General features: G+C 66.8%; 10 protein-coding genes. 6 read left to right on the forward strand and 4 right to left on the reverse strand.

What is annotated here, in order from left to right; genetic code table 11:
• Position 1: 1 nt before the first annotated feature.
• Positions 2–1,642 (reverse strand): alpha-amylase family glycosyl hydrolase, encoded by a 1,641-nt coding sequence (locus ASC93_RS19580; protein WP_056446190.1) that lies wholly within the window; start codon positions 1,640–1,642, stop codon positions 2–4.
• 202 nt (positions 1,643–1,844) lie between these two features.
• Between ASC93_RS19580 and ASC93_RS19585 the strand changes: the two genes are divergently transcribed.
• Together ASC93_RS19585 and ASC93_RS19590 are read left to right on the forward strand one after the other, a co-directional pair.
• Positions 1,845–4,571, forward strand: a complete 2,727-nt coding sequence (locus tag ASC93_RS19585) for an alpha-1,6-glucosidase domain-containing protein (protein WP_056446193.1) — start codon at positions 1,845–1,847, stop codon at positions 4,569–4,571.
• Positions 4,572–4,646: 75 nt separating this feature from the next.
• A complete protein-coding gene (locus ASC93_RS19590) occupies positions 4,647–6,158 on the forward strand; it encodes a pectinesterase family protein (RefSeq protein WP_056446196.1) in 1,512 nt (503 codons plus the stop codon).
• Between the two features lie 88 nt (positions 6,159–6,246).
• Here ASC93_RS19590 and ASC93_RS19595 read toward each other — a convergent pair whose 3' ends face one another.
• Positions 6,247–7,032 (reverse strand): CPBP family intramembrane glutamic endopeptidase, encoded by a 786-nt coding sequence (locus ASC93_RS19595; RefSeq protein ID WP_082548179.1) that lies wholly within the window; start codon positions 7,030–7,032, stop codon positions 6,247–6,249.
• 203 nt (positions 7,033–7,235) lie between these two features.
• On the opposite strand from ASC93_RS19595, the gene ASC93_RS19600 reads away from it, so the two are divergent.
• From ASC93_RS19600 to ASC93_RS19615, 4 genes are read left to right on the forward strand one after another with little or no spacing between them, the layout of a single operon-like run.
• Entirely contained in the window at positions 7,236–7,553 is a 318-nt protein-coding gene (locus tag ASC93_RS19600) for a hypothetical protein (RefSeq protein WP_157202023.1), read from the forward strand.
• A 9-nt stretch (positions 7,554–7,562) separates the two neighbouring features.
• The gene (locus ASC93_RS19605) at positions 7,563–8,627 is read left to right on the forward strand and encodes a sensor histidine kinase (protein WP_229412801.1); all 1,065 of its coding nucleotides are present in this window, start codon (positions 7,563–7,565) and stop codon (positions 8,625–8,627) included.
• Positions 8,624–9,373 carry a LytTR family DNA-binding domain-containing protein gene (locus ASC93_RS19610; protein WP_056446208.1) on the forward strand — a complete coding sequence of 250 codons (750 nt, stop codon included), beginning with the start codon at positions 8,624–8,626 and terminating at the stop codon, positions 9,371–9,373. The genes ASC93_RS19605 and ASC93_RS19610 overlap by 4 nt, the downstream gene beginning before the upstream one ends.
• A 33-nt stretch (positions 9,374–9,406) precedes the next feature.
• On the forward strand, positions 9,407–10,501 hold the full coding sequence (locus tag ASC93_RS19615) for a S41 family peptidase (RefSeq protein WP_056446211.1): 1,095 nt from the start codon (positions 9,407–9,409) through the stop codon (positions 10,499–10,501).
• A 172-nt stretch (positions 10,502–10,673) separates the two neighbouring features.
• Here ASC93_RS19615 and ASC93_RS19620 read toward each other — a convergent pair whose 3' ends face one another.
• Both ASC93_RS19620 and ASC93_RS30960 read right to left on the reverse strand, forming a co-directional pair.
• A complete protein-coding gene (locus tag ASC93_RS19620; protein ID WP_056446213.1) occupies positions 10,674–10,970 on the reverse strand; it encodes a hypothetical protein in 297 nt (98 codons plus the stop codon).
• A 127-nt stretch (positions 10,971–11,097) separates the two neighbouring features.
• Positions 11,098–11,317: hypothetical protein (locus ASC93_RS30960; RefSeq protein WP_157202026.1), on the reverse strand; the 220-nt coding region annotated here is incomplete at its 5' end.

Here is an 11,317-nt window from a genome sequence, read left to right on the forward strand (position 1 = left end):
ATCAGGCGATCGTACCGAACCAGGCGCCATAGGGCGGCAGCGTGACCGTCGTGCCGTTCACGTCACCCGGCAGGCCGTGGCCTTCCAGCGTGTGTGCGCCCGCCGCTTGCGGCCAGTCGAACGTCAGCGGTGCGTTGGTCACGTTGAACACCGCGAGCACGGACGGGTGGCCATCGAGGTCGCGGCGCAGCGCCAGCGCCTGTTCCGGCACGTCGAAGAACACGATGTCGCCGCGCGTCAGCGCCGGCTGCGTGCGGCGCCAGTGGATGACCTTGCGCGCGAAGTTCAGCGTCGACTGCGGGTCCCGGTCCTGGCCTGCCTCGGCCAACGCCGCGTGCTCGGGCGGGACGGGCAGCCACGGCGTGCCCGTCGTGAAACCGGCATGCGCGCCGTCGTTCGTCCACGGCATCGGCGTGCGGCAGCCGTCGCGGCCCTTGAACTCGGGCCAGAACGTGATGCCGTACGGGTCCTGCAGCAATTCGTACGGGACGTCCGCTTCCGGCAGCGCCAGCTCGTCGCCCTGGTACAGGCACGGCGTGCCTTTCAGCGACAGCTGCAGCGCCAGCACGAGCTTGGACAAGGACGAGCGCGATGCGGGCGTCGCTTCGGCGCCCGACCAGCGCGTGGCGACGCGAATGCTGTCGTGATTACCGACCGACCACGACGCCCAGCCATCCTTCACGCGCGCATTGAATTCCTCGACCTGGCGGCGGATATGGCGGCTGGAGAACTGGGGCGTCAGCAGGTTGAAGCTGTACGCCATGTGCAGCTTGTCGCCGCCCGACGTGTAGTCGGCCATCACGGCCAGCGAATCGTCGGCCCCCACTTCGCCGATCGCGACGGCGCCGAATTCGTCCAGCAGCTTGCGCAGCTTTTGCAGGAACGCGATGTTCTCCGGCTGGGTCTTGTCGTGGATGTGAGCCTGCATGCCGTACGGGTTCACGTCCGTGACGGTCGACGTGTCGCGCACGAGCGCGGGCGGATTGCTTTTGAGCGTAAGGTCGTGGAAGTGGAAGTTGCAGGCGTCCATGCGCACGCCGTCGACGCCGCGTTCGAGCCAGAAGCGCAGCGCATCCAGGTGGGCCTGCTGCACCTGCGGGTTGTGGAAGTTGAGCTGCGGCTGGCTGACGAGGAAGTTGTGCATGTAGTACTGCTTGCGGCGGCTGTCCCACTGCCACGCCGAGCCGCCGAACACGGACAGCCAGTTGTTGGGCGGGTTGCCGTCCGCGAGCGGATCGGACCACACGTACCAGTCGGCCTTCGGGTTGTCGCGGCTGGAGCGGCTTTCCACGAACCACGGATGATTCTCCGCCGTGTGCGCCATCACCTGGTCGATCATGATCTTGAGGCCCAGGCTGTGCGCACGCGCGACGAGCGCGTCGAAGTCGGCGAGGGTGCCGAACAGCGGATCGACGTCGCAGTAGTCCGCGATGTCATAGCCGAAGTCCTTCATCGGCGACTTGAAGAACGGCGAGAGCCAGACGATGTCCACGCCCAGGCTGGCGATGTAATCCAGCTTGGCGGTGATGCCCGGCAGGTCGCCCACGCCATCGCCGTTCGTATCGAGATAGCTGCGCGGATAAACCTGGTAGATGATGGCTTCGCGCCACCACGGATTCTTGTCGTGCGAAGAAGTGGTCATCTGGTGTCCCTCTAGTAATTTTTACGCAATATACAGGATCAAGGACATGATGACAATCGTCACGAAAATAGGGCATAAACAGTAAATGTCCATTTAAATCATTGACTTACGTATTTTCACACAAAACTGAATCGCTTCGCGTGGTAGTCAAACTACATCAAAGAATGTTAACCTGTCGCGCCAACCGGACATTCGCACCACCATGACAAGACCGACTCTCCACGCCAGCAGCGCCTTCGTATTCATCCTGGCCAGCGCCGGGGCCCATGCCGCCATCGGGCCGGACGCCTGCGACGGCAAAAACTTCCAGACCGTCCTGCACCCGGCCGCCGCCCGCTTCGATGCGCGCGCCGTCTGGCTCGACGGGCGGCTCGTCAAATGGCCGGGCAGCGCGCCCGACGGCATCTTCAGGCTATATCGCTCGGCGCGCGGCGCGATCGCCGCGCCCATGGGCGGCGCGGTAAGCGGCGCGGACGGCGCGATCCGCCTCGACGTCTTCTCCGGTCCCGTGGCGCCGGCCATTGCGACGCGTTTCAAATACCTGGCCGGCGGCCCCGTGCTGCGCGTGGACGACAATGACGCCGCGTCCCTGCCCGGCCTGCACCGCGGCCAGCTCGTGCTCGTGCGCGAGGACGCGGCGGGCCGCGTGCTCGACGCCACGCGCATCCAGGCCGCCGGCGCCCTCGACGACCTGTACGCGCCCGCCGCCGACCTGCCGCAACTGGGCGTGGACGTCGGCGGCGGCCGCACGCGCTTCACGGTGTGGGCGCCGACAGCGCAGCAGGCCGCCGTCTGCGTCTACGACGGCGGCACCGGCGGCGTGCGCGCCGTGTACCAGATGGACTTCGACGGCCGCACGGGCGCCTGGCGCGCCGCGCTGCCGGGCGACCTGACCGGCAAGTACTACAAATACGCCGTCGACGTACCGGTCGATGCGGGCATCGTACGCAACCTCGTCACCGATCCGTACTCGATCAGCCTGACGACCGATTCGAAGCGCAGCTACATCGCGCGCCTGGATGCGCCGCGCCTGAAACCGGCCGGCTGGGACACGACGCCGGCGCCGCAAACGGTCAAGAATCAGACGGACATGGTCGTCTACGAACTGCACGTGCGCGATTTCTCGCGCGACGACGCCAGCGTGCCGGCCTCGCATCGCGGCAAATACCTCGCGTTCACGGACACCGGTTCGGACGGCATGAAGCACCTCGCGGCCCTCGCGCGCAGCGGCCTGACGGACGTGCACCTGCTGCCGGTGTACGACATCGGCAGCGTGCCGGAAACCGGATGCGCGCTGCCGCAGCCGGTGGGCAGCGCCGACGGCGACACCCAGCAGGCGCTCGTGAAACGCACGGCGGAAACGGATTGCTTCAACTGGGGCTACGACCCGTTCCACTACAACGCGCCGGAAGGCAGTTATGCGACCGATGCGGCCGACGGCGCGCGCCGCATCGTCGAGTTCCGCCAGATGGTGCAAAGCCTGCACAAGACGGGCCTGCGCGTGGGCATGGACGTCGTGTTCAACCACACCTTCATCGCGGGACAAAACGAGAAGTCGGTCCTCGACCGCATCGTGCCCGGCTACTACCACCGCCTGAACGCGAGCGGCGCCATCGAGCGCTCGACGTGCTGCGACAACACGGCGACCGAAAACCGCATGATGGGCAAGCTGATGATCGATTCAGTCGCGCTGTGGGCGAAGGAATACAAGATCGATTCGTTCCGCTTCGACCTGATGGGCCACCAGCCGCGCGCCGTGATGGAAGACTTGCAGCGCACGGTGAACGCGGCAGCGGGACGCGACGTGCAGCTGATCGGCGAAGGCTGGAACTTCGGCGAGGTGGCGGACGGCGCGCGCTTCGTGCAGGCGTCGCAGCTGTCGCTGAACGGCAGCGGCATCGGCACGTTCAACGACCGCCTGCGCGACGCGGTGCGCGGCGGTTCCGCGGGCGACTCGGGCGAGGCGATGTTCGGCCGCCAGGGCTGGATCAATGGCCTCGTCTACGATCCGAATGCGCACGCCGGCGACCGCCCCGCCGCCGACCTGCTGAAAACGGCGGACCTCGTGCGCGCGGGGCTCGCGGGTTCGATCCGCTCGTATCCGCTGCACACGTTCGACGACAGGACGGTGCCGCTCGCGGCCATCGACTACAACGGCCAGCCGGCCGGCTATGCGAGCGAGCCGGGCGAAGTCGTGAACTACGTCGAGAACCACGACAACCAGACCCTGTTCGACATCGACGTCTTCAAACTGCCGCTCGCGACGTCGAGCCAGGAGCGGGCGCGCGTGCAGGTGCTGGGCATGGCCGTCGACGCGTTCGCGCAAGGCGTCGCGTATTACCACGCGGGCATCGACGTGCTGCGCTCGAAATCGCTGGACCGCAACAGCTTCAATTCCGGCGACTGGTTCAACCGCATCGACTGGACCTACCGCGACAACCACTTCGGCAGCGGCCTGCCGCCGGCCGACGACAACGGCCGCGATTGGCCGCTGCTACAGCCCCTGCTCCGCGACGCCGCCATCAAGCCCACGCCCGCCGACATCGCGTTCGCGCGCGACGCGTTCCGCGACCTGCTCGCCATCCGCGCCAGCTCCACCCTGTTCCGCCTGCCGACGGCAGCGGACATCAGGCAGCGCCTGCGCTTCTTCAACACGGGCAGCACGCAGGTCCCGACCGTGATCGGTGCGCACCTGGACGGCCGCGGCCTGGACGGCGCGGGATTCGCCGGCATCGCGTACCTCATCAACGTGGACAAGGTCGGCCACACGGTGACGGACCCGGACGCCATCGGCAGGCGCATGCACCTGCACCCCGTGTTCCTGTCCGGGCACGCGGCCGACAAGCGCGCGACGCAGGCCACGTTCGACGGCGCGACGGGCGAATTCACGATCCCGCCGCGCACGGCCGTCGTGTTCGTCGAGGATTGATTCCGGCTGGACCATTTGCCGTTTTGGCCAGACCACTCTACAATGGAACGACGACAGCTACCCTCCACGGAGACCATGAAGCGTTCGTTCCTTGCCGTCCTCGCCATCTGCACGTCGGCCGGTGCCGCGCCGGTCGACTCCTCTCCCGCCAGCGGGGCCGCCAACGTCAATCCGGACACGCACCTGGTCCTGCGCTTCGCCGGCCCGCCGCACATCGGCAATGCCGGCACGATCCGCATCTACGACGCGGCCGACGATCGCCTGGTCGACGTGCTCGACATGAGCATCCCGGCCGGCCCCACCGAACGCGCATCGGGTCCGTATCCGCCCTACCTCGCCGCGCCATACGACTACGGCGGACCGCGCCGGACCAACGCCGACACCACGCCGGGCACGCCGTCCGCGCCGGGCGTCGAGCCTGCGGCGGGCCGCTACCAGCTGACGATCATCGGCGGCTTCACGGACGGCTTTCATTTCCACCCCGTGATCGTGCACGGCAACGCCGCCACGATCTATCCGCACCACGACCTCCTGCGCTACGGGAAAACCTATTACGTGCAGATCGACCCGGGCGTGCTGACGGTGGCCGACGGCAGCTTCCAGGGCGTCGCGGGCAAGCGCGGCTGGCGCTTCGCGACGAAGGCCCGCGGACCGGCCGCGGACGCGCGCCGCGTGACCGTGGCGGCGGACGGCAGCGGCGACTTCGACACCGTGCAGGGCGCGCTCGACTTCGTGCCGGACGACCATGCGGGCCGGGTCACGATCTTCGTGAAGAACGGCGACTACGAGGAAATCGTCTACGCCCGCAACAAGCACGACATCACGCTGCAGGGCGCGAGCCGCGACGGCGTGCGCATCCATTACGCGAACAACGAGGTGTTCAATCCGCACCCGCCGAACGTCGGCACGAACGAGTTGCCGGGCACCTTCCCGTCGCGGCGCGCGGCGTTCGCCCTCGACCACGTGCACGACGTCGCGCTGGTGAACCTCACCATCGCGACGACCTTGGGCGGCCAGGCGGAAGGCCTGCTGCTCAACGGCGAGCGCGACATCGTGAAAGACGTGACGATCCGTGGTGCCGGCGACGCGCTCCAGACGAACGGCAGCGCATACTTCGAGAACATCCGCCTGACGGGCACCGGCGACACGATCCTCGGCCGCGGTCCCGCCTACTTCCGCAACTGCGAGATCGAATCGCGCGGCGCGTTCATGTGGATCCGGAATCCGCAGACGAATCACGGCAACGTCTTCGACCACTGCACGTTCCGCGCGACCGGCGGCGCGACCGTTCTCGCGCGCCTGCCCGAGAACAAGGGCCGGAACTACCCGTATGCGGAAGCCGTGCTGCTCGACGCGTCGCTGGAGGGCATCGCGCCCGCCGGCTGGGGGCCCATCGAGGGCGATGCGTCGCACGTGCGTTTTTGGGAATTCAACAGCCGGGATGCGAACGGCAGGCCGGTGGACGTGGGTGCGCGGCACCCGGCGTCGCGCCAGCTCGACAAGGATCGCGATGCCGAGACGATCGCCCATTATCGCGATCCGGCCTGGGTGCTGGGTGGGTGGCAGCCGGCGCCGGTCGCTCGATGAGTGTCCGCACTGCGTCGACCGGGAGCGGACAGGACCTGCGCGTCGACGTCGGGCGCGATCGTGGACAGGCGCAGACGATTCGGATCGGCTACGTGAGCGTGTGCCGCGCCGCCGTTCCGCTGCGCCGGTAAGCCCGCAGCACGGCTGGCACTGCACCCAGCGGCAAGCCGGCATGAATGACGATCAGCCACCACAGGCTATGCGTCAAGGCATAGGCGATCGTGAATACGAAGGCGGACACGATCGACGCAATCAGCTGTTTCGGAGACTTGAATCCATGCGCGATGCCATATGCCAGGGCGGAGACCGTAATGGCGAGCAGGAGGCCAATACTGGGCGTGAGCAGCAGCAGGATGAAACCACGGTAAAGGATTTCCCATCCGGCGGTCATGATGATCGAACCGAGTGCGAAGACCAGGGCTTCGCCGCCGGTGCGCGGCCAGGGAAAATCCGTGTCGAGCAACTTGCGTTCGTGTTCGGCGCGACGCTCGGGCGTATGACGCCGCTCCATCACGCTGCTGGCCACGCCAAGACCACCCAGCAGCAACACGGCAAAGCCCAGGCCCCATGCGCCGGCGCTGGACAGCGGGACATCGAATCCGATGTCGCGGGCCGTATAGCCGGCCTGGCTGGCGCCAATCCACAGTACCCCCAGCATGATCACGACCGGCCAGCTCATGGACCAGTAACGACGCATGGGCGTACGCGGTGGCTTATCGCTTTGCGGGCGCAGGCTGCGCCACAGGTTGAGCGCAGGCGCGACCAGCAGCAGATAGGCCGCGAGTAAATAATTCAGCATGAAGGAAACGAAGCGACCTGCGTGGCTCGGCCAGCGCCCGGCTAACGCCCGGGCGATGGGATGGATGTGCAGCATAGCATCCGGGCGGGGGCTGAAAAGTCAACGATTTCCACGGCGGGATGCGGCCGCTTTTCGTCCACGCTCCGGTCGATTCGCCATCGGATCGCCCCGGCGGGCTTGAACCGGCTGGCCGCAGGGCATGCACGGGTCGGCGCATTCGACTGGACCGCCGTCCGGCGACCGCCTAAGGTGAACACTTTCCTGCCTCGGACTTCCCCATGCGCGTTCTACTTTGGCTGTCGGTGGCCGACGAGGTGACATGGGCGAAGGCCAGGGCGCGCGATCCGCAGGCACGCAAGGTATTCCCGTCGAGCTGGAAGAAGTTCGCCGAATTCATCCAGAACGCCAGCAAGCCGGTCGAGGAGCGCTTCTACAACGTCCGCATCGATACGAATGGCGCCGTGGCCTCGGTCTGGTTCGATTTCGACTTCCTCGTCGACGGCAAGGTGAACAATCGCGGCAGCGAAAGCTGGCAGATGGTGCGCGCGGAAGACGGCTGGAAGATCAGCTCCATGCTGTATTCGATGAGTGACTGAAACGATAGAATGACCGGATTGCCCTTCTGGACGCCCAACGTGAAAGTCGACACGCCCCTGCTCGTTCCCGTGCTGGCCGCACTGCCGGTCTGCGCCTGCATGGCCATCCTCGGCCTGCCCGCCTACCAACACGCGTATATCATCGCCTTTCGTACGGTCTTCATCGTCGCCTGCATGTTTTGGCTGATTCCGCTAACGCTGCTGCAGCGGGCCATGTGGCGGCGCGAATGGTCGTGGCTGATGATGGGACCGATACTCTTGGCACTCACTTACGCCATGGCCATCGTGAACGCCTTGCTTGGCCAGTGCCTCGGGGTCTGGCTCGGCAGGGAGACCGGCTACCACTTTGCCGATCTTGCGCGCGGTCTGGACAGCTGCTGGCTGGCGCTGATCGCGTTCTGCGCGATCCATGCGGTGGCGGCCTATTATCTGTCGCTGCAACGGGTGCGCCTGCATCTCGCCCAGGCGCAAGGCGCGGCGCGCGATGCCGAGCTGCGCGCGCTGCGCCTGCAGGTCAATCCGCACTTCCTGTTCAACTCACTGAACGCGATCTCCGCGCTGGTGTCGGCCCAGTCCAACCGCGAAGCCAACCGCATGATCGCGTGCCTGTCCGACTTCCTGCGCGCCACGCTCGCACATGACGGCCGCCACGAGCATTCGCTGGCCGATGAACTGGCGCTCCTCGACGCCTACCTCGCCATCGAAAAGGCGCGGCTCGGCGAGCGCCTGCGCCTGACGATGAAGGCCGGTCCCGACCTGCTGGACAGCGTCGTGCCCTACCTCATGCTGCAACCGCTGGTCGAGAATGCGATCCGCCACGGCATCGCCCCGCTGTCCGCGCCGGCACGGCTCGACATTCTCCTCGAGCGCGACGGTGCGCGCCTCCTCGTCGACGTACGGAACGATGGCCGGCAGCGGGCGCACGCAGGCAGCGGCATCGGCCTCGCCAACGTCAGGGAACGCCTGCGCCACCTGTACGGCGCAGACCAGCAGGTGGACGCAGGCTGGGGCACGGACGGGCGCTTTTGCGTGCGCATCGCCCTGCCGCTGCGCAGCATGGAAGCGGCGGCATGAAGATCCGGGTCATCGTTGTGGACGACGAACCGCTGGCCAGGCTGGCGGTCAAGGTCAGGCTGGCACGGCGCGGCGCCTTCGAGCTGGTGGGCGAATTCGGCGATGGCCCCAGCGCCTACGAAGGGATCGTGGCCTTGAAGCCCGACCTGGTCTTCGTCGACGTCGAGATGCCGGGCAAGACCGGCCTTGACGTGCTGGCGGCACTGCCGCCGGCGCAGCGGCCCATGGCGATCCTGCTCACGGCGTACGACAGCTTCGCCGTGCAGGCTTTCGAACTGGCCGCCCTCGATTACCTGCTCAAGCCCGTCGACGACGAACGCCTGGACGAAGCCCTGGACCGCGCGCAGCAGGCATATCCCTACCGCGGCCGGGGCCGTGCCGCCGCTTCCACGATGCCGGCGGTGCGCAGCTTCAGCGTGCGTATCGGATCGCGCACGGTGCTCGTGCCGGTTGCCGACGTCGAGCGCATCGAGGCCGACGGCGACTACGCCACCTTGCATGCGAACGGCAAGACGTGGATGGTGCGCGAACGCCTGCGCAACCTGGCCATGCAACTCGATCCGCGCCAGTTCCATCGCGTGCATCGCTCGTCCATCGTGCGGCTGGACATGATCGCCGAGCTGCGCTCGCTCACCAACCGGGACGCCTTGCTGCGCCTGCGCGACGGCAGCGTGCTGCGCGCCAGCCGCTCCTATATGCCGGCGCTGGCGGAGGCACTGCGCCACCTCGACGAGCAGCCCGAGTGATCGAACGAATCGTAGTCCAACTTGGAGGAAGGTATGGCAGGCAAGAAGAAGTTCGTCGCAGGCGTCGTGTTGGGTACGCTGTTGTCGTTGTCCGCCCGTGCGGCGGAGGACGCGCCGTTGAACGCATCCGACCGCACCGCGATCGTGCAGACGCTGGCAGTGAAACTGAACGCGAATTACATCACGCCTGCCCTGGCCGAACGGGTCGGCAGTGCGATCGCCAGGAAAAATGTCGATGGGGGCTATGCGTCCGCCTCCGGCGCGCAGGCGTTCAGTGCGGCGCTGGCGACGGACTTGCGCGAGTTCAGCGGCGACAAGCACTTCGGCGCCAGGCTAGACGCACGTTTTCGTGAGCGCAGCGGCGACGCCGGCCTGCCCACCCGCGCCGAGGTGGACGAAGCGCGCGACGCGACCGAACGGCGGGGCTACGGCATCGAGAAGGTCGAACGCCTTCCCGGCAACGTCGGCTACATCGAGCTGCGCGGCTTCGAACTCACGGAATTCGCCGGCCCGGCGTACACGGCGGCGATGTCGCTCATGGCGGGGACGGATGCGCTGATCCTCGACCTGCGCCGCAACGGCGGCGGCAGCCCGGCCAGCGTGGCTTACCTGATGAGCCATTTCTTCCCGCTCGGCGACGAGCGCCACCTGATCGACATCTACAGCCGCCCGACCGATACCACGCGGCAGATCTGGACCGTGCCGACTGTCGCACAGCGTTACGACAAGCCCGTGTACGTGCTGACGTCGGCCCGCACGTTTTCCGGCGGGGAGGACTGCGCCTATGATTTCCAGACGCAGAAGCGCGGGACGCTGGTCGGCGAAACCACCGGCGGCGGCTCGAATCCGGTGAGCTTGTTCAGCGTGGGACACGGCATCGTGGTCGCGATCCCGACCGCGCGCACGACCAATGTCGTCACCAGGACGAACTGGGAGCACGTCGGCGTGAAACCGGATATCGCCGTGCCGGCGGCCGAGGCGCTGCGGACGGCGCACGCCGCCATCCTGCGCAACCTGGCGTCATCCGCAAAGGACGACGGCGAGCGCAAGACACTGCAGCACCTGCTCGCGATGGTGGAGAAAGGGGACACCGAGAAGCCGATCTACACGCTCAGGGGGGAGCGTTAAGCCGACTGCGTGATCACGCATCACGGCTTGGTCCGAAACGGCGCGCACCATGCCTTCCTTTGCCGCGGCCACCCAGGCAACTGATTGCCGCGTTTGCCCCATTGCCTTGACCGGCCGGGGTCAGTCGGCAGGTATCGGATACCGCCCTCGCAAAAGACCGCTCCGGGGCGGTTCACTGATCGGCATCTTGCTGCTGTTCCAGCAGGACGATGGCGGCATCGAGCCTGCGGCGTATCGTCCACGACTCCATCATGTTCGCCGCCGCAACGCTGGCGCTCACGATGAGCAGGACGCTGACCCACATGGGCGCTTCGAACTTTTCTACGCTTTGCAGAAACCCGCCAATCCCGGCAATCGACATCGTGACAAGGACCGTAGGAACGGCCGAGGTTGGCCTGTTCAGTATGGCTTTCGCCCTGGCCTTGTTTTTTTCCTTCGACAGAACCGAAGACGCGATGTGCTCTTGCATTGGAGTCAGCATGATTGGATGGATGGTATGCGTGGCCGCTGTTGTACTGGCCCGATTGTAGCCGCCAGCGAGGGTCCGGTGCGCGGATCTTGCCGGACGCCCTATCGCCGCCCGCGCGCCCGGTCCGTCAACACGAGCGCAATCCCGCCCAGGATCGCGACGACGGCCACGGCGAGTCGAGGTGGGAAATCAGCAGGCGGCGGCGTTCGCTGTCGCCGTCGCCCGCGGCTTCGCCGGCCGGGCCGAGCGAGATGCCGACGGCCATGATGTCGATGAGGGGTTGTTGCAGGATGCGCGAGATCATCGACAGGAACGTCGTGCTGTCCTCGCTGTGGTCGACGGCGAGG

Source organism: Massilia sp. Root335, assembly GCF_001425685.1.
Taxonomy (GTDB): Bacteria; Pseudomonadota; Gammaproteobacteria; order Burkholderiales; family Burkholderiaceae_D; genus Telluria; species Telluria luteola.